Genomic DNA, 16,547 nt, shown 5'->3' with positions numbered 1-16,547 from the left:
GTCACGACGCGTGCAGCCCGCATTCGGTCTTGGCCAATCCCTGCCAGCGTCCGCTGCGCGGGTCGGCACCGTCGACGGGCTTGGCGGTGCACGGTGCGCAACCGATCGACGGATAGCCCTCATGGACAAGCGGATTCACCAGCACATCGTTCTTGTTGATGTAGTCCTGCATGTCGTCGTCCGTCCACGCCGCCAGCGGGTTGATCTTCACCAGCTTGAAGGCCTCGTCGAAGCTGATCAGCGGTGCGTTGGCGCGGGTCGGTGCGTCCACGCGGCGCAGCCCGGTCACCCAGGCGGAGTAGTTGCGCAGCGTCTTGCCCAGCGGCACGACTTTGCGCAGCCGGCAGCATTCACCGGGATCGCGGGCAAACAGATCCTTGCCCAGCAGTTCGTCTTGTTCGGCCACAGTGTGGTCGGCAGTGACGTTGAGAACCCTGACGTCGTAAACGGATTCGATCGCGTCGCGGGTGCCGATCGTCTCCACGAAGTGGTAGCCGGTGTCGAGAAACAGCACCGGCACGCCGGGCCGCACCTTGGCGGCCAGATCCACCAGCACCGCGTCCTGCATATTGGATGCCACGACGTAGTTGCACGTCGCCCAGCCGCGAGGGCCGTTGACACCGCCGAAGTTCTCCTCGGTCCACCGCAACAGGTCGGTGGCGTCCGCTCCCTCTAGCTCGGCCGCGCCTCGGGCCGCCAGTTCGCGCAACTCCGTTTCAGTGGGCTTCGCCGCCTGGCTCATCGCAGGTCGTCCTCCTCGGCCCGAAGTGCCCACTGCGCGAAGCGTTCACCCTCATTGCGATGCTTGAGGAAGTTGCGGGTCACCCGGTCGATGTAGTCGCCCAGTTCGTCGCTGGTGACCTTGTGTTGGCGCAGTTTGCGGCCGAAGCCGCTGTCCAGGCCGAGGCTGCCGCCGAGATGGACCTGGAAGCCCTCAACCGAGTTGCCGTCGCCGTCGTCGACCATCTGCCCCTTGAACCCGATGTCGGCCACCTGGATTCGGGCACACGAGTTGGGGCACCCGTTGATGTTGATGGTGATCGGTACGTCGAGCTGAGAGTTGATGTCTTCCAGCCGCGCTTCCAATTCGGGCGCCAAAGACTGTGCCCGAACTCGGGTTTCGGCGAAGGACAGCTTGCAGTATTCAATGCCGGTGCACGCCATCAGGTTTCGGCGCCATTGGGACGGGCGCGTCTGCAGGTCCAGCTTTTCCAGGCCGGCGATCGTCTCGTCGAGCTTGTCATCCGGAACGTCGAGGATGACCAGCTTCTGGTAGGGGGTGAAGCGGATCCGGTCCGAACCGGCCCGCTCGGCCAGGTCGGCCACCGCCGTCAGAATCGTGCCCGAAACCCGTCCCGCGATCGGCGAAGCGCCGACGGCGTTGAGCCCGTTCTTGGTCCGCTGCACGCCCACGTGGTCGATCGGGTGCTTGGGCGGCTCGGGCGCCGGACCGTCGATCAGCGGACGCTTGAGGTACTCGGTTTCGAGGACTTTCCTAAATTTCTCTACACCCCAGTCCTTGATCAGGAACTTCAACCGCGCCTTGGCGCGCAGTCGCCGGTAGCCGTAATCGCGGAAGACCGAGGTCACCGCGGCCCACACCTCGGGGACCTCTTCCAGCGGCACCCACGCGCCGACCCGCTGGCCGAGCATCGGGTTGGTCGACAGCCCGCCACCGACCCACAGGTCCAGTCCCGGTCCGTGCTCGGGATGGTTGACGCCGATGAACGCGATGTCGTTGACCTCGTGCACGACGTCCTGCAGACCGGAGATCGCGGTCTTGTACTTGCGGGGCAGGTCGGCGAACTCCGGCGCGCCGATGTAGCGGCGCACGATCTCGTCGATCGCCCAGGTCGGGTCCAGCACCTCGTCCAGCGACTCGCCTGCCAACGGCGAGCCCAGCACCACACGCGGGCAGTCGCCGCAGGCTTCGGTGGTCCGCAGCCCGACCTCGTCGAGCCGCCGCCAGATCTCCGGGACGTTCTCCACCTCGATCCAGTGGTACTGGATGTTCTGCCGGTCGGAGATGTCTGCGGTGTCGCGCGCGAACTCCGTCGAGATCTGGCCTAGCGTGCGCAGCGCTGCCGCCGAAAGCGCGCCTCCGTCGCAGCGCACGCGCATCATGAAGTACTTGGCTTCGATCTTGTCGGTGTTCTCGTCACCGGTCCACGAGCCGTCGTAGCCCTGTTCGCGCTGGGTGTAGAGGCCCCACCAACGGAAACGGCCGCGCAGGTCGCTCTTGTCGATGCTGTCGAACCCGTTCTTGGCGTAGATGCTCTCGATGCGCTCTCGTACCTCGAGCGGGGCGCCGGCCTGCTTCATCTCCTCGTTGGCATTGAGCGGCTCGCGATTGCCCAGCGCCCACTGGCCCTCATTACGGGGAGCCTTGGCGGGACGTGCGGTGGTCATTCGACGGTTCTCCTTCGCGAACGTCGTCGGCCTTCGACCGCGCAGAACACCGGTGCTCCCGGCAGCGCAGATCCGAGGGCCTGGAAGTACAGGGTGGGCTGGGTCTACGACGTCAAGGCAGACAGCAACAGCTGCAAACGCGCTTGAGGTCGATATGCCGCCGCACCACTAGCGCAACGCGCTGATTCGAATAGGCGGCGATCACGCGTGCCATTCTGCCATGAATCTCAGGTAGCCATGCGACCAGGTCAAATTTCTTCTCATCATGATTAAAACTACTTGGCAATTCCGGCTGATTTGGTCAACAAAGCCAGGGAATGTGCTGGGAGAACGAGCATGATGCGCCGCGGAACCGTGTAAAGATTTGGCATGACTGTTGGTCAGCAACCCGGCGAGCTGCCTGCGCTCACGAGGAGTCCCGGGCGGCCGTTCGGGCTCTACGTACACGTCCCGTTCTGCATCACGCGATGCGGCTACTGCGACTTCAACACCTACACACCGGCCGAACTGGGCGGGGTCAACCCCGACGCCTGGCTGGACGCCTTGGCCAGGGAGCTCGAGCTCGCGGCCGCACGGCTGCAGGGCCCGACGGTCGACACCGTCTTCGTCGGCGGTGGGACCCCGTCCCTGTTGGGTGGTGCGCGCCTGACCGCCCTGCTGGACAAGGTGCGCCAGAACTTCACCCTGGCGCCGGATGCCGAGATCACCACCGAGGCCAATCCAGAGTCGACGTGGCCCGAGTTCTTCGAGGCGATTCGCGACGCCGGATACACCCGGGTGTCGTTGGGCATGCAGTCGGTGGTCCCGCACGTGCTGGGCGTGCTCGACCGGGTGCACACACCGAATCGATCGGCGGCGGCCGCCCGCGAGGCACTCGAAATCGGCTTCGAGCACGTCAGCTTGGACCTCATCTACGGCACCCCAGGTGAGTCCGACGACGACCTGCTCCGTTCGGTGGACACGGCGATCGGGACGGGCGTCGACCACGTTTCGGCGTACGCGCTGGTGGTCGAGGAGGGCACGGCCCTGGCCCGCCGGGTGCGTCAAGGCGAGCTGACGCCGTCTGACGACGACGTCCTGGCGCGGCGGTACGAGTTGGTCGACGCACAACTCTCCGCGGCCGGGATGACGTGGTATGAGGTGTCCAATTGGTCGCGGCCCGGCGGGGAATGTCGGCACAACCTCGGTTACTGGGACGGCGGTCAATGGTGGGGCGCCGGGCCGGGCGCGCATGGATACGTCGGCACGACTCGTTGGTGGAACGTCAAGCATCCCAACACTTATGCGCAACTGCTGGCCGACGCGAAACTCCCGGTGGCGGGCTTCGAGGAACTCGGCACCGATGCGCTGCACACCGAAGACGTGTTGCTGAGAATCCGGTTGCGGCAAGGCCTTTCGTGGGACCTGCTCAGCGACGCCGAACGGGAACGGGCCACCGACGTGATAGCCGACGGCCTGCTCGTCTCCGAAGGCGACCGGCTGGTTCTCACCGACCGCGGCCGACTGCTGGCCGATGGGGTCGTGCGCACCCTGCTCGACTAGCCCGTCAGGCGGCCCCTGTCTCAGACGGCGAGCGTGCGTGTCTGCGCGGCGACACGCCGCATCCCGCGGCATTCCGCGCACGCTCGTGGGAGCGTCGCGGCCATCACGCGGTGTGGAACCACTGCGCGACCAGGCGGCTGATCTCGATGTAGAGCGGGATCCCAACGGTCACGTTGTAGGAGAAGGTCAAGCCCAGTGACGCGGCGAGCGGCAGCGTCGGACTGGCCTCGGGAATCGCAAGCCGTTGTACGGCCGGGACCGCGATGTAGGACGCCGCGCCGCACAGCACCGCGAACAACACGTACGTGCCCGGCTTGAAGTCCGTCCCGGTCAGCGCGGCATAACAGTGCGCCACGATGATCCCAAGTGTTGCAAAGAGATTCGGTGCGAGCAGACCGAAGAAGATGAAACCGCGGCCGGCCGTCCTCAGGTCCTTCAACTTGCGCGATGCCGTCATGCCCATTTCGAGCAGGAACAGGGCGAGCACGCCCTGGAAAGCGGTGACGAAGAAGGTGTCGTCGTCGTGGACGACCTTCTCGCCCTGCAGTCCGCTGACAAGGCCGATCAGGATGCCGCCGAGCAAGAGGACCAGACCGGGGTTGAGGAACACCTCCTGCAGCAGTTCCCGTGACAGCAGGCGCTGCTTGGTGCCACTCCTCGATGCCGAAACGTGCTCCAGATCGGACTCCAGATCGGACCCCAGATCGGTATGGTCGCGCTCTTGCACCGCAAGCTCCGACTCCCGCTCCTGCTGGCCCTCCAGGCTCTGCCCCGGCGCGGGGCGTGTGGCGGTGCCGGGCCCGAGGCCCACCGCGGCGGGCAGGGTGTAGCCAGGCTCTCCCGGCATCAACCCTGCCTCGTTCAAGCCGCGGTGCCGTAGCCGTGCCACCAGGTACAGGGCCACCAAGCAGCCGGGAATCTCCATGATCGCCAACATCACCGGCATGTAGGCGTTGAATGCGATTCCGACGCTGCTGAGAAATGCCACACAGGTGGCAAAGGTCCCTGCCGAGTCTGACGCGTAATAGCCGGCGACGGTGGCCTTGTCCACTCGCCGCATTGCGCTCATGCGATTCAGCAGTAGATAGGCGAGGCCGCCGATCAAGAAGTTCAACACAAAGCCCAACACCATGAATCCGACGATGCTGCCGATGCTGGACGGATTGATCTTGGCCAACTCTTCGCCGCCGTGCCAGCCGATTGCCAGCAGCAGGTACATGGTCAGGCCCTGATAGATAACGTACGGAAATTCAAACCGCACTTTGAGGATCGGAATGAGGAATCCGAAGTAGAAGAACAGCAGCAATGGCTTGAACAAATTGTGGGTGAAGTTCTCCCAGAACTCGTGCAGCACGGCACCTCCCGAGCGTCATTCGGCGATATGGCGATATAAGGAAGCGCCCAACCCCCCGGCGGGGCGACTACGAACCTCCAGACAACGCTGAGAACTTTACGAGAACGCGGTCAAACCGCCAGTCGGGAAATTGCGCCGAAGTGCCTGGCTCAGGCCATATTTGGGGCAGCAGTGACTATCGAAACCTGAGCGTAACGTCGGTCCGTCGCATCGGTGCAGGCTATGACGTTGAATGGGACTTTGAATCGGATTAGGTGTGACTTTCCTGCGAGTTTGCTGGAAATTCAGTTTTGTGCGCGTGGCGCCGTTTCAGCGAGCCGATGAAACCAGGGATGGCCGCGCACCGGCGGTGCGCTTACGCTGCGTCACCGACCGCCACGAAGACGGCGAGTAATGGGTGATGGTCTCGTCGAAGCCGTCGAGTCGGCGAACGGTAAGCACGCCGGTTTGTTCGTTGATGGAGAGCTCCTCGTGATCGCCTTTGATTTCGTCCCCGTCTGCGAGCTTGATGACGAACATGCCTGCCTCCTTAAGCCGTCTTTCGCCGTGACGTTAGAAGCATCGGTCGTCTGGGGACCGGCGACCGCCTGGCCGGTGGGTGAACGGCACGGAAACGTCTCGGGTGACCTCGACGGACCCGGCGAGGCGAGGGCAGTGTCGCCGCGGCTAGGTAGGTTAGGCTACATTTACTCTTTGTGACCAAGGCGAGTGCGGGGGCGGACTCTTTGAGCACCGCGTGGTCGTCGGTCGAGCTGCCTCCGGGCATTGAACCCGCCGACTTTGCCGCCGAACTGGCCGCTGTGTTGTTCGAGCCGGTCGGCGAGGAGTACCAGCTCTACGAGTGTGACGGGCAATGGGTGCTCGCCGGTGGTGTCCAAGCGATGGTGGAGTTGGACAGCGACGAACTTCGCGTCATTCGCGACGGGGTGACCCGCCGTCAAGTGTGGTCCGGGCTACCGGGGCCGGTGCTGGGCGAAGCCGTCGACCGGTTGCTGCTGGAGACCGATCAAGCCTTCGGCTGGATAGCGTTCGAATTCGGCGTCTACCGCTACGGATTACAGCAACGGCTCGGCCCCGCCGTCCCGCTGGCCCGAGTTTTTTGGCCGCAAACCCGGATCGTGGTGTCTAAGACTGAAATCCGCATGTACGGTGCCACGGACCAACACCGCGACGCGGTGGATCGCTTGCTCGAGCGGGGATTGCGCGCCCTGCCGCCTCCTCGGCCGGTCGACCTGTCGGCCGACCCGTCCGACTACCGCGACCGAGTTGCCGTTGCGGTAAAAGAGATCGTCGCCGGCAGTTATCACAAGGTGATCCTGTCGCGCAGCGTCGAATTACCGTTCCGACTCGATTTCCCCGCGACCTATAGATTGGGTCGCCGGCACAACACGCCGGTGCGGTCGTTTCTGTTGCGGCTCGGTGGCATGCGGGCGCTGGGCTACAGCCCAGAACTGGTGACGGCCGTCCGTCCGGACGGGGTGGTGGTCACCGAACCGCTGGCCGGCACCCGGGCCCTGGGTCGCGGTCGCGCGCACGATCGGCAGGCGCGAGAAGATCTGGAGTCGAACCCCAAAGAGATTGTCGAACACGCCCTTTCGGTGCGTACTTCCATCCAGGAGATCACCGAGATCGCCCAGCCCGGAACGGCCGCGGTCACGGACTTCATGACCGTGCGCGAGCGCGGCAGTGTGCAGCATCTCGGATCGACGGTCTTTGCCCGACTGGACCCGTCCCGCGACCGCATGGATGCCTTGGAAGCCCTCTTTCCCGCCGTCACGGCGTCTGGCATTCCGAAGGCCGACGGTGTCGAAGCGATCATGCGGCTCGACGAAGCTCCGCGCGGTCTGTATTCGGGTGCGGTGGTGATGTTTTCGGCTGACGGCGGCCTGGACGCCGCGCTTACGTTGCGGGCGGCATACGAATGCGGCGGACGGACCTGGCTGCGGGCGGGGGCCGGGATCATCGAGGCCTCGGAGCCCGAGCGCGAGTTCGAGGAAACCTGCGAGAAGCTTTCCACCCTGGCGCCGTATCTGGTGGAGCGTCAGTAAGGCTCGTTCACTCTGCGTTCAGGGCGGTGCCTTCTCGAACTTCGTCGCCATAGCCGCAGAGTCAATCGCTCCGCGGTCGACTCCGCTACCGGATGCCGGCCCGCGATACCAGGCCAACCGCGCGCGTATATGTCTGCGGGGTCAGGCGTTTGATGTTCCAAGCGATCTTGGCGTCAATCTGCGGCATGCAGTACAGCCCGCCGCGGTCATGAGTATCGAGGCAGATTCGAGCGACCTTCGTCGCCGAAAACCCGATCAAGCGCATCAGTCTTGCCGCCTGTTCGCTGGATTCCTCCGTGATACGGCCGGATTCGACGATATTGGTCTTGACGAAGGTTGGGCAGAGCACGGTGACATTGACTCCGCTGCCGGACAACTCGGCGGCCAGGGTTTCCGACAGCGAGAGCACGCCGGCCTTGCTGACGTTGTAGGCGGCCATCCCGGGTGCCGCGCCGAAGGCCGCCGCCGAGGCCACGTTGATAATGCCGCGTGGGGCAGGTGAGGGGCCCGCGTCGCGCAGGATCGGAGTGAACACCTGGCAGCCGTGGATGGGACCCCACAGGTTGATTCCCAGGGTCCATGTCCAGTCGTCCAGCGGCATGTCTCCGATGGCCTGGCCACCGGCGCCGACGCCGGCGTTGTTGATCACCAGTGTCGGCGGGCCACCGAACCACTCCTGGGACCGCGCGGCGAGTGCGGTGACGTCGTCGAACTGGGAGACGTCGCAACGGATTGCGACAGCCTTGCCGCCCTGTTTGATGATCGTGTTGACCGTCTGCTGAGCGGCGATCTCGTTGATGTCGCTGCACACCACCGCACCACCGCGTCGAGCGAGTTCTACGGCGAAGGCGGCGCCGATGCCGCTGCCGGCCCCGGTCACCACCGCCGACGCTCCGCGAGAGGTGGCAGCGGACTTACCCAGCAGCCTGTCGAGTGGCCCCAACATGTTCAACCCACCTTTCCGGTGCTCGTAATGACTCCGCGACGAACCGCGCCGCATGCGTCATGGCCTTCGGTGCTTCCGGCGACAGCCGGGGAAGCGATTGAAACACGTGCATCTGGTCGGGCCACACCTGCAGCTCGCAGCTGCCGCCGGCCGCCCGGATCTCCGCCGCGAGTTGGCGAGCATCCGCCTCCAAGACCTCGGCCCCACCCGCCTGGATCAACGTCGGGGGAAGCGGCGGTCCGCCGGCCACATCGAGCTTCAGGCGATGGTGGGTTGGGTCCACCCCAACGAGGTAGAGGGCAACCAAACGGGCCATGGTGGCCGCTCGGACGGCAGGGTCGCGTCGCTGCAGCTCCCGTGCGGCACACAGCTCGAAGCTGAGGTCGAGCAGCGGCGAGAACAACACCGCCGCCGCGGGCGGATTGGCCGCAACATCCGGTTGCAGCAACAGGTCTACCGAAAGGTGTCCGCCCGCCGAATCCGCGGCAATCACAATGCGTTCCGCGGGTAGGCCGCAAGCGCGGGGCACCCAGTCCCAACCGGCGCGAACATCGTCGGCCGCGGTGGGGAAGCGGTAGCGGGGAGCCAGTCGGTAGTCGACACTGAACACCGGAAGCCCGGTCAGTGACGACAACCAGGACGTCAACCTCCGGTGTGTGCGCGGCGAACACATCGTGTAACCGCTGCCGTGCACGTAGTAGATCGCCCCATTGACCGCGGTCGCGACCCGTGGCCCGTACACCCATTCCCCGACGACGCGGCGGCCGTCCGGCAGCACCGAGTTGACCGGCTCGACGCGGGTTCCAGTCAACGAAGGACCGAACGTACCCATCACTCCCGCGATGGCCCGGCGGGTGAGCCACATCCCCCAGGCTCGCTCCGGCGGCACCAACCCGCTGAGCGGCCGCAGCATCACCGAGGCCAGCGCGGCCGCGCCGCGTGACCGCAGTGAGCCGCGCTGGGAAACGCCGTCATGCATGGATGCGCAGTTCATCTCAAACGACGGCATTAGTCAATGGCTGTCAATGGCAGCTTGCGACGCGTCTCCGGGGCGTGCGGCCTAAGCTCGCGCGTCTTCGCAGAGCTGGCGGACGATCGCCTTCTTGTCGATCTTGCCGATCGGGGTGGTCGGCAGGCTCGGCATGGCGACCAACACGTCCGGACGAGCATGGGTGGCAACGCCGCGTTGGTCGAGATATCCGTTCAACTCCGCAAGGGTCATCGGCGGACCAGCGAAAACGACGGCGGCGCAGATCTTCTCACCCAGATAGGGGTCGGGCAAGGGCACCGCCGCGGCGGACCAGATAGCCGGGTGGCTCAGCAGCTGCTCTTCGAGATCGCCCGCAGAAATGGTCTCACCGCACCGGCAGATGACGTCTTTGACCCGACCGGTAACTACCAGGTAGCCGTCGTCGCGCTGGCGCACCAGGTCGCCGCTGCGGTAGAAGCCGTCGGGGTCAAAGCACCGCTCGTTGTCGCGCTCGGCGCAGAAGTAGCCGTTGAACGTATACGGCCCGCGTACCAACAGTTCGCCCTCTTCACCGGGCGCCACCCGTTCGCCCGCGGCGTCGACGATGCGCAGCTCGTCGGCGGGGGACAGCGGCCGCCCCTGGGTGTGTTCGAGCAACTCCACCGCGTCGTCGAGGCGGGTGAAGTTCAGCAGCCCCTCGGCCATGCCGAACACCTGTTGTAGGCCAGGGGTGAGCGCGCTGCGCACCTGACGAGCTTCCTCGGGCTCCAGCTTAGATCCGCCAACTTGCAAGAGCCGCAATGTCTTTGGCGTGACCGGCTCCCACTCGCAGGCCTGGGCCCACAGTTTGGCCAGGGCCGGTACCAACGCCGTGACGGTGACCCGATGCCGGTCGATGGTGGCGAAGGCGGCCTCCGGGCTGGGATCCGCGTTGAAGACGATCTGTGCGCCGGCGCTGATCGCGCCCAGGATGCCGGGGCACGCCAACGGGAAATTGTGCGCGGCGGGCAGCGAGACCAGGTAAACATCGTCCTCGGTCAGCCGGCACAGTTCCGCGCTCGCGGTGGCGTTATACACGTAGTCGTCGTGGGTGCGGGGGATCAGCTTCGGTGTTCCGGTTGTGCCACCCGACACCAGCAGCAACGCGGGGGACCGGCTGTCGACGACGACCGGAGGCGGGTCACCCTCGGGGAGGTTCGACCAGGAGGTAAACGGACCGGCGTCACCGTCGACAACGACGTGGCGCAGCCGTGGATGTGCCGCGACCAACTGTTTGGCCATGGACCGGTAGTCGAAGCCGCCCGCCTTGTCGACGGTGACCAACGCCACAGCGTCGCTGACCTTCGCGAAGTGAGTCAGCTCGGCCAGCCGATGCCCAGGCAGGCACATCACCGGGATCGCACCGGCACGGAGCAGGCCGAACAGTGCGATGGCGAACCGGCAGGAGTTCGGCAGTTGCAGCAGTACCCGCTCGCCGGGTGCGATGCCCATGCGGGCGAAGCCGGCGCCGGCTCGGTCGGCGAGTTCGTCGAGCTCGGAGTAGGTGTGGCTGGTCAGGGGATCCACCACGGCAATCCGGTCTGGCCAGGTCCCCGCGGCTTGGCGCAGCAGCGAGTCGACCGTGCGGCCGGACCAGTAACCGGCAGCGCTGTACTGGGCCGCGCGCTGCGGCGGAAAGGGTACGAATCCGTGTACCCCCGACGTGACCGGCACTGTGGGCTCCTTGGGGCGTGTCCTGGCCGCGAGGCCAATAAGGTAGCGTACAGAAGTTAGGACAGCCTGAGCTAAGACGGAGGGGTGGGTCGTGGGCGCCGCATCGTTCGTCAGTGCGCTGGCGGGAGCACCGTGACCAGGACACTTGCGATCGTCGGCGCCGGCGCCAAGGCAGTGGCGGTGGCCGCGAAGGCGACGGTACTGCGGGAAATGGGCGTCGATGTGGTTGACGTCGTCGCTATCGAACGCACCGGCGTGGCTGCCAACTGGCAGGCCGGCGGGGGCTGGACGGACGGTCGCCAGCGGCTGGGCACCAGCCCGGAGAAGGACGTCGGTTTCCCGTACCGCTCGACGCTTGCGCCTGGGCGCAACGACGAGGTCGACGAGCGGATGATGCGGTTCAGTTGGCAGTCGTATCTGGTTGCCACCGACCAATTCGTGGGCTGGGTCGACCGAGGCCGACCGGCCCCCACGCACGACACCTGGGCCGCGTATCTGCGCTGGGTAGCTGACGTGGTGGGTCTCAAAGTCGTCCGCGGCGAAGTGTTGGGGCTGTCGGTCGACGGTCCACAGTGGGCATTGCACCTGCCCGGGTCCACGCTGTTGGCGGACGCGGTGATGATCACCGGCCCGGGCCAGCCCGAGCGGGCGATGCTTTCCGGCGACCCACGGGTGTGGTCGATCGCGCAATTCTGGGAACGCGCCATGCGGCACGACCGAATCGTCGCCGAGAACGTGGCGGTCATCGGCGGCGGCGAAACGGCCGCGTCCATGCTCAATGAGCTCTTCCACCACCGTGTTTCGTCGATCACGGCGATTTCGCCACAAGCGACCCTGTTCACCCGCGGTGAAGGATTCTTCGAGAATTCGTTGTTCTCCGACCCCACCGGCTGGCGCGACCTCAACCTCACCGAACGCCGCGATTGCATCGCCCGCACCGACCGCGGGGTGTTTTCCGCGCGAGTTCAGGAGTCACTCCTGGCCGACGAAAGGATCAGGCATCTGCGTGGTCGGGTGGCGCGCGTGACAGACCGCGACAACCGGATCTGGATCACGCTTTCCACCGAGAACCGTGGTGAGGCGCTCGAGACCCTGCACCGCTTCGACCTCGTCATCGACGGATCCGGCGCCGACCCGATGTGGTTTGTGCCGCTGTTGCGTCCGGACGCAGTGGACGTGCTGGAGCTGGGTCTGGGCGGACCGTTGACGTGCGAGCGGTTCGAGGAGTCCATCGACGAGGATCTGTCCGTTGCCGGCGTCACGCCGAAGCTGATCCTGCCCAATCTGTCCGGAGTGAACGTCGGCCCGGGATTCCCCAACCTGAGCTGTCTGGGGTTGCTCTCCGACCGGGTGCTGGGCGGCACCGCCCTGGCGTCAGCAGACGCAAAAGCCCCGAAAAGTATGTCATTTCAGCGACTTTGACGTCTGCTCGCGAAGGTGCTCGCGAAATCGACCACGGTGGTGGGCGCCCGGAACGAGGCGAGAGCGGGAATCCGGTAAGTCAAGGCGATGACCTTCGGCAGGATCCTGCCGCGCCCCGGTGGTGCCGGAAGTTCGCGTACCGCACGGACACCCGGGACGGCGCGCAGTTCGTCGTAGTGGTTTGCGGTGAACCAGAACGGCATTGGCGGCGCGGTGTAGAACTCGCTGAGCCGGAACCCGCGTCGCCGCGAATACACGCTCAACAGCCAGGGGATGCTGTCGAAGACGAACTGTCCGCCGTGGAATCGGTTGGCGCACGCCCTGATCAGATCGAACGCGGTCTCCCGATCGAAATACTGCAGCAGACCTTCCGCGGTGATCAGCACGCCGTTGGCGTCGTCGACCTGGTCCATCCACGAGTAGTCGAGCGCGGACTGGGCGCAGTACCGCAGCCTTTCTGACGTCGGCAGTAGCTGCTGGCGCAACTGCACAATCGGCTCGAGATCCACTGAAAGCCAATTGAGTTCGCCGTTGTCCAGGCGCCAGAAGCTGGTTTGCAGTCCTTCGGCCAGTGCTACGACGGTGGCGCGCGGATGCGCGGTGAGGAATTCACGGGCGGCGTTGTCGAATGCCAGCGCCCGCAGGGCGGTCGCTTGATGGGTACGACCGAAGTGGTGGTAGTCGTAGTCGATGCTGTCGCGTAGCGCGATGGCCATCGGGTCGTCGATGACGCCGTCGGGCCGGGCCGCTTCCGTCGCCCGCTGGTGCAGCGTGAGCAGTGCGGTCTCGGATACCCCGCTGAGATGACGGCCGTCGACGACTGGCATAGCTCCGACAGTATCGGCCCGCTCCGGCCCCTCCAAGGATCGCGCAAGAAACACGCAAGCCGCCGCTGACACCCTCTGAATATCCAAAGCCGGGCAGGGAGGCATCCGGCTACAAGATCCGAAATTCAACTTAGGGGGTTCGACCATTACGGCTATGCATGCCGACTTCATATTTGCAAAAGCATTCATCAATTGACCAAGCAGGAAAGATAGTCAATGACACTCAATGTAAAAGGCGAGGGGCTCGGTGCGCAGATCACCGGGTTGGACCCCGCGAATCTGGACCATTTGTCCACCGACGAGCTCCGAAAGATCGTTTACACCCACAAATTGGTTGTGCTCAAGGATGTCCATCCGACTCCGGAGCAATTCATACAGCTCGGTCGGATAGTGGGCGAAATTGTGCCCTACTACGAGCCCGTGTACCACCACAAGGACCACCCGGAGATCTTTGTTTCCTCCACCGAACAGGGTCAGGGAGTCCCGAAAACGGGCGCGTTCTGGCACATCGACTACATGTTCATGCCGGAACCGTTCGCATTCTCCATGGTGTTGCCGTTGACGGTGCCCGGGACCGACCGCGGAACGTACTTCATCGACCTCACCAAGGTCTGGGAGTCGTTGCCGGCCACCAAGCGGGACCCGGTCCGCGGCACGTTCAGCACCCACGATCCGCGGCGCCACATCAAGATTCGCCCGAGTGACGTGTACCGACCCATCGGCGAGATCTGGGACGAGATCAACAAGACCACGCCCCCGATCAAGTGGCCCACGGTGATCAGGCACCCGTACACCGCGCAAGAGATTCTCTACATTTGCGCGACCGGCACCACCAAGATCGAGGACCAGGACGGCAACGTACTCGACCCGGCGATCTTGCAGGAACTCTTGGCGGCGACGGGTCAACTCGACACCGAGTACAAATCGCCATTTATTCACACCCAACACTACGAAGTTGGCGACATCATTCTGTGGGACAACCGCGCTTTAATGCACCGCGCAAAGCACGGCACCGCCGCAGGCCATTTAACCACCCACCGTCTGACAATGTTGGACGGCCTCACTACACCAGGATATGCAGCATGAGTACCATCACTTTGTCCCCGTCCACCCAGGCGCGGGCAGAATTCACCGACATCAGCGAAACCGCCCCGATCGAGGAGCACTTGCTCGTCAAGGTTCTCGAGCCTTACGCCTACAAGGGATGCCGTTATCTCATTGACGCCAATTACAAAGCGACGCCCGATTCGGTCCTCGCCTACGGCAATTTCAGCATCAATGAGCCCGCCTACATACGAGCCACCGGGCATTTCAACGCGGTGGAACTCATCATGTGCTTCAACCAACTCGCCTACAGCGCGTTCGCGCCGGCGGTCCTCAACGAGGAGATCCCGGAGTTGCGTGGCTGGTCGATTTCGGACTACTTCGACTTCCAGCTGCCGAGCATGTTGATCAAGAACACCGCCTCGCGCTTCAAGCGGATGATTCATACCCAGAAGTTCTCCGCACGCATGCTGTGCAACAACTTCGAGGTGATCGAGCGCAGGCTGCGCTACCTGCAGATCCAGTGCGGCATCGAGTTCTGGGACGAGTACGGCGGGTCGGCCTCCGGCGAGGTCGAGCTGGCGGTCCTCAATATCCCGTAACTAGTCCCAAGTCAAACCCGCAATGTATCGTTAGGAAAGCACCCGACTGCTATGTCTCACTTGCCATCTACCGTCTTGGAACGGATCTTCGATCAGGCGCGGCAGCGGCCGCAGGAAATTGCCTTGCGCCGGTGCGACGGAAGAAGCGCGCTACGGTACTGCGAACTGGTCACCGAAGTAAACAGTCTTGCCGCAGCCCTTCGGGCGCAATCGGTTTCGCCGGGATCTCGGATAATCGTCCTCTCGGACAATGGACCCGAGACATACCTGTCGGTGCTTGCCTGCGCGAAGATCGGGGCGATCGCGGTGATGGTCGACGGCAATCTGCCGCCGGCCACCATCGCCCGCTTCAGCCAACTCACCACGCCGAGCGCGGTTCTCATCACGCCCGGCAGCAGAACCGGCGCGTCCGCGCTGCCGGAATCCCTGCACTCGATTCCGGCGCTCACCGTCGACCTGAACGTCGAGGCGAGAGACCGCGCGGCCGCTACGGATGTCGCCGATCTCCCCGTGGGCACGAATTTCGGTGCCGACGATCCGCTGGCGATGATCTTCACCAGCGGGACGACGGGCGAGCCGAAGGCCGTGCTGTTGGCCAACCGCACCTTCCTGGCCGTCCCGGACATCCTGCGCGATGCGGGCCTGGACTGGATCACCTGGGTCGACGGCGAAACCACCTACTCACCGCTGCCGGCGACCCATATCGGCGGGATGTGGTGGATACTCACCTGTTTGATGCGCGGAGGGGTGTGCATCACCGGCGGTGAGACCACCACATCCCTGCTGGAGATCCTCACCAGCAACGAGGTGGCGACGACCTGCGTTGTGCCGACGCTGCTTTCGAAGCTGGTCAGCGAGCTGAAGTCCGGTGGCGGCAGGGTTCCGTCGCTGCGACTGGTTGGCTACGGCGGTTCCCGCGCCATCGCGTCCGACGTCGGCTTTATCGAAGCGGTGGGCGTTCGGACCGCACAGGTCTACGGGCTGAGCGAAACCGGCTGCACCGCCCTGTGCTTGCCGACCGATCGAGGATCCATCGCCAAGATCGAGGCCGGTGCGGTGGGCCGGCCCTACCCGGGCGTCGAGGTGTATCTGGCCAGGCCGGGCGGGCCGCACGAGTCGGGGCCCACCGCCCCGAACGCCGCGCCCTCCGCAGCCTGCGGCACGCTCTGGATCAAGTCGCCGGCAAACATGCTGGGGTATTGGAACAACCCGGAGCGGACCCACGAGGTCCTGGTCGACGGCTGGGTCAACACCGGTGACCTGCTGGAGCGGCGCGAAGACGGGTTCTTCTACATCAGGGGACGGTCAGCGGAGATGTTCATCTCCGGCGGGGTGAACATCGCCCCCGACGAGGTGGACCGGATCGCCGAAGGCGCCACGGGTGTGCGCGAGGCCGCCTGCTACGAGATTCCGGACCCGGAGTTCGGGGCCCTGGTCGGCCTTGCCGTCGTCCCTACCGTCCCGGCGAAGGAGCTGGACGAACCGGCGGCCCGTAAGCTCAAGCAAGTGATCGCGGCGCGTTTTCGGCAACAATCGGAGGCGATCGCGCGGCCGTCAACCATCGCGATCGTCGCCGAGATTCCGCGGACACCGTCCGGCAAGATCATGCGCGCCTCGTTGGCCGCATCCGTCGGCCACGCCAACGCCGGGGTGGCCGCCCATGGCTGAGA

Annotated in this window: 15 protein-coding genes; 6 read left to right on the top strand and 9 right to left on the bottom strand. The window is 64.9% G+C overall.

Going from position 1 to position 16,547, the window contains the following annotated elements:
- Position 1 precedes the first annotated feature (1 nt).
- The 3 genes from G6N68_RS18470 to G6N68_RS32135 form a co-directional block, all read right to left on the bottom strand.
- On the bottom strand, positions 2 to 742 hold the full coding sequence (locus G6N68_RS18470) for a phosphoadenylyl-sulfate reductase (protein ID WP_163715275.1): 741 nt from the start codon (positions 740 to 742) through the stop codon (positions 2 to 4).
- Positions 739 to 2,409, bottom strand: a complete 1,671-nt coding sequence (locus G6N68_RS18465; protein WP_163715272.1) for a nitrite/sulfite reductase — start codon at positions 2,407 to 2,409, stop codon at positions 739 to 741. Before G6N68_RS18465 ends, G6N68_RS18470 begins: the two co-directional genes overlap by 4 nt.
- Positions 2,410 to 2,521: 112 nt before the next feature.
- Positions 2,522 to 2,623 carry an Ms4527A family Cys-rich leader peptide gene (locus G6N68_RS32135; protein ID WP_371871705.1) on the bottom strand — a complete coding sequence of 34 codons (102 nt, stop codon included), beginning with the start codon at positions 2,621 to 2,623 and terminating at the stop codon, positions 2,522 to 2,524.
- 155 nt (positions 2,624 to 2,778) lie between these two features.
- On the opposite strand from G6N68_RS32135, the gene hemW reads away from it, so the two are divergent.
- Entirely contained in the window at positions 2,779 to 3,951 is a 1,173-nt protein-coding gene (gene hemW / locus G6N68_RS18460) for a radical SAM family heme chaperone HemW (RefSeq protein ID WP_163715269.1), read from the top strand.
- Between the two features lie 103 nt (positions 3,952 to 4,054).
- Here hemW and G6N68_RS18455 read toward each other — a convergent pair whose 3' ends face one another.
- Together G6N68_RS18455 and G6N68_RS18450 are read right to left on the bottom strand one after the other, a co-directional pair.
- Positions 4,055 to 5,305, bottom strand: coding sequence for a sodium-dependent bicarbonate transport family permease (locus G6N68_RS18455; RefSeq protein ID WP_163715266.1), 1,251 nt, complete (start codon positions 5,303 to 5,305; stop codon positions 4,055 to 4,057).
- A gap of 309 nt (positions 5,306 to 5,614) precedes the next feature.
- A complete protein-coding gene (locus tag G6N68_RS18450; RefSeq protein ID WP_163715263.1) occupies positions 5,615 to 5,824 on the bottom strand; it encodes a hypothetical protein in 210 nt (69 codons plus the stop codon).
- Positions 5,825 to 6,000: 176 nt separating this feature from the next.
- Here G6N68_RS18450 and G6N68_RS18445 point away from each other — a divergent pair, with 176 nt between their 5' ends.
- Positions 6,001 to 7,353 carry a salicylate synthase gene (locus tag G6N68_RS18445; protein ID WP_163715260.1) on the top strand — a complete coding sequence of 451 codons (1,353 nt, stop codon included), beginning with the start codon at positions 6,001 to 6,003 and terminating at the stop codon, positions 7,351 to 7,353.
- Positions 7,354 to 7,438: 85 nt separating this feature from the next.
- Here G6N68_RS18445 and G6N68_RS18440 read toward each other — a convergent pair whose 3' ends face one another.
- The 3 genes from G6N68_RS18440 to G6N68_RS18430 form a co-directional block, all read right to left on the bottom strand.
- On the bottom strand, positions 7,439 to 8,299 hold the full coding sequence (locus G6N68_RS18440; RefSeq protein ID WP_163715257.1) for an SDR family NAD(P)-dependent oxidoreductase: 861 nt from the start codon (positions 8,297 to 8,299) through the stop codon (positions 7,439 to 7,441).
- Positions 8,268 to 9,278 (bottom strand): alpha/beta hydrolase, encoded by a 1,011-nt coding sequence (locus tag G6N68_RS18435; RefSeq protein WP_205351493.1) that lies wholly within the window; start codon positions 9,276 to 9,278, stop codon positions 8,268 to 8,270. The genes G6N68_RS18440 and G6N68_RS18435 overlap by 32 nt, the downstream gene beginning before the upstream one ends.
- Before the next feature lie 81 nt (positions 9,279 to 9,359).
- Positions 9,360 to 10,982 (bottom strand): (2,3-dihydroxybenzoyl)adenylate synthase, encoded by a 1,623-nt coding sequence (locus tag G6N68_RS18430; RefSeq protein ID WP_163715255.1) that lies wholly within the window; start codon positions 10,980 to 10,982, stop codon positions 9,360 to 9,362.
- Positions 10,983 to 11,114: 132 nt separating this feature from the next.
- Between G6N68_RS18430 and mbtG the strand changes: the two genes are divergently transcribed.
- Entirely contained in the window at positions 11,115 to 12,404 is a 1,290-nt protein-coding gene (gene mbtG, locus G6N68_RS18425; RefSeq protein ID WP_163715251.1) for an NADPH-dependent L-lysine N(6)-monooxygenase MbtG, read from the top strand.
- Here the strand turns inward: mbtG and G6N68_RS18420 are convergent.
- Positions 12,392 to 13,231 (bottom strand): class I SAM-dependent methyltransferase, encoded by an 840-nt coding sequence (locus G6N68_RS18420; RefSeq protein WP_163715248.1) that lies wholly within the window; start codon positions 13,229 to 13,231, stop codon positions 12,392 to 12,394. The genes mbtG and G6N68_RS18420 overlap by 13 nt on opposite strands.
- 216 nt (positions 13,232 to 13,447) lie before the next feature.
- Between G6N68_RS18420 and scoE the strand changes: the two genes are divergently transcribed.
- From scoE to fadD10, 3 genes are read left to right on the top strand one after another with little or no spacing between them, the layout of a single operon-like run.
- Complete coding sequence (gene scoE / locus G6N68_RS18415) at positions 13,448 to 14,317, top strand: (3R)-3-[(carboxymethyl)amino]fatty acid oxygenase/decarboxylase (RefSeq protein WP_163715245.1); 870 nt, start codon at positions 13,448 to 13,450, stop codon at positions 14,315 to 14,317.
- Positions 14,314 to 14,877: an FcoT family thioesterase gene (locus G6N68_RS18410; RefSeq protein ID WP_163715242.1), complete on the top strand. Its 564-nt coding sequence runs from the start codon at positions 14,314 to 14,316 to the stop codon at positions 14,875 to 14,877. The genes scoE and G6N68_RS18410 overlap by 4 nt, the downstream gene beginning before the upstream one ends.
- 51 nt (positions 14,878 to 14,928) lie before the next feature.
- Positions 14,929 to 16,545 carry a fatty acid--CoA ligase FadD10 gene (gene fadD10, locus G6N68_RS18405; RefSeq protein WP_163715239.1) on the top strand — a complete coding sequence of 539 codons (1,617 nt, stop codon included), beginning with the start codon at positions 14,929 to 14,931 and terminating at the stop codon, positions 16,543 to 16,545.
- Positions 16,546 to 16,547 lie beyond the last annotated feature (2 nt).

Origin of the sequence: Mycobacterium bourgelatii (assembly GCF_010723575.1) — a bacterium.
Lineage (GTDB): Bacteria > Actinomycetota > Actinomycetes > Mycobacteriales > Mycobacteriaceae > Mycobacterium > Mycobacterium bourgelatii.
Note: the sequence above shows the minus strand (reverse complement) of the source record. Positions and strands in the feature narration are given on the sequence as shown.

Excerpts from the sequence above, each read along its gene's own strand:
- G6N68_RS18410 (WP_163715242.1), top strand. The coding sequence starts at position 14,314 with ATGAGTACCATCACTTTGTCCCCGTCCACCCAGGCGCGGGCAGAATTC.
- scoE (WP_163715245.1), top strand. The coding sequence starts at position 13,448 with ATGACACTCAATGTAAAAGGCGAGGGGCTCGGTGCGCAGATCACCGGG.
- G6N68_RS18470 (WP_163715275.1), bottom strand. The coding sequence starts at position 742 with ATGAGCCAGGCGGCGAAGCCCACTGAAACGGAGTTGCGCGAACTGGCG.
- G6N68_RS18450 (WP_163715263.1), bottom strand. The coding sequence starts at position 5,824 with ATGTTCGTCATCAAGCTCGCAGACGGGGACGAAATCAAAGGCGATCAC.
- G6N68_RS18465 (WP_163715272.1), bottom strand. The coding sequence starts at position 2,409 with ATGACCACCGCACGTCCCGCCAAGGCTCCCCGTAATGAGGGCCAGTGG.
- G6N68_RS18435 (WP_205351493.1), bottom strand. The coding sequence starts at position 9,278 with ATGCATGACGGCGTTTCCCAGCGCGGCTCACTGCGGTCACGCGGCGCG.
- G6N68_RS18440 (WP_163715257.1), bottom strand. The coding sequence starts at position 8,299 with ATGTTGGGGCCACTCGACAGGCTGCTGGGTAAGTCCGCTGCCACCTCT.
- G6N68_RS32135 (WP_371871705.1), bottom strand. The coding sequence starts at position 2,623 with ATGGCACGCGTGATCGCCGCCTATTCGAATCAGCGCGTTGCGCTAGTG.
- fadD10 (WP_163715239.1), top strand. The coding sequence starts at position 14,929 with ATGTCTCACTTGCCATCTACCGTCTTGGAACGGATCTTCGATCAGGCG.
- hemW (WP_163715269.1), top strand. The coding sequence starts at position 2,779 with ATGACTGTTGGTCAGCAACCCGGCGAGCTGCCTGCGCTCACGAGGAGT.
- G6N68_RS18420 (WP_163715248.1), bottom strand. The coding sequence starts at position 13,231 with ATGCCAGTCGTCGACGGCCGTCATCTCAGCGGGGTATCCGAGACCGCA.